This is a genomic window from Pseudomonas sp. JV245A (assembly GCF_032424515.1).
Lineage (GTDB): Bacteria > Pseudomonadota > Gammaproteobacteria > Pseudomonadales > Pseudomonadaceae > Aquipseudomonas > Aquipseudomonas protegens.
The window spans coordinates 1-541 of the sequence record NZ_VYKE01000514.1 but is presented as its reverse complement, the minus strand read 5'-3'; the positions used below and the strand labels follow the sequence as shown (position 1 = coordinate 541).

Annotated in this window: 1 pseudogene; it reads left to right on the top strand. The window is 71.2% G+C overall.

Annotated elements, in window-relative coordinates:
- A pseudogene (locus tag F6S12_RS32775) lies at nucleotides 1-541 on the top strand (MFS transporter); the annotation flags it as partial.

Genomic DNA, 541 nt, shown 5'->3' with positions numbered 1-541 from the left:
TGGCGCCCCTGGCCGGGACCTTGTGGCACATGCTCAGGGACCCGGGCATCTGGCGCTCGGCGCTGCTGGTGGCGCTGTTCAATGTGGCCTTGCTCAGCTACTACAGCCTCGGGCCGTTCCTGTTTCGCGACCTGGGGTGGGGCGAGCAGGGCTTTGGTTACAGCGGTGCGGGCCTGGCCCTGGCTTCGGGGCTGGGGGCCTGGCTCAATCGTCGGCTGCTGGGGCGGGGCTGGTCCGGTGACACCCTGCTGCGGCTGGCGGCCCTGGCGGTGACTCTGGGTGGCCTCGGGGTGACGGCGCTTGGGCACAGCCTGTGGTTGCTGCTGCCCATGCTCGGCGTGGTGCTGGGCTTCGGCCTGGCCATCCCCAATATCCTCGGCTCGGCGCTGGCGGCCTACAGCGACCGGCTGGGCAGCGCCGGGGCCGGGTTCGGCCTGTTCTACTACCTGCTGATTGGCGTCGGGTTGCTGCTGGTGGGCTGGGGCCAGGCCCTGGGGCCGACCCTGGGCCTGTGCGGGGTTGCGGCGCTGTTGTTGTGCCT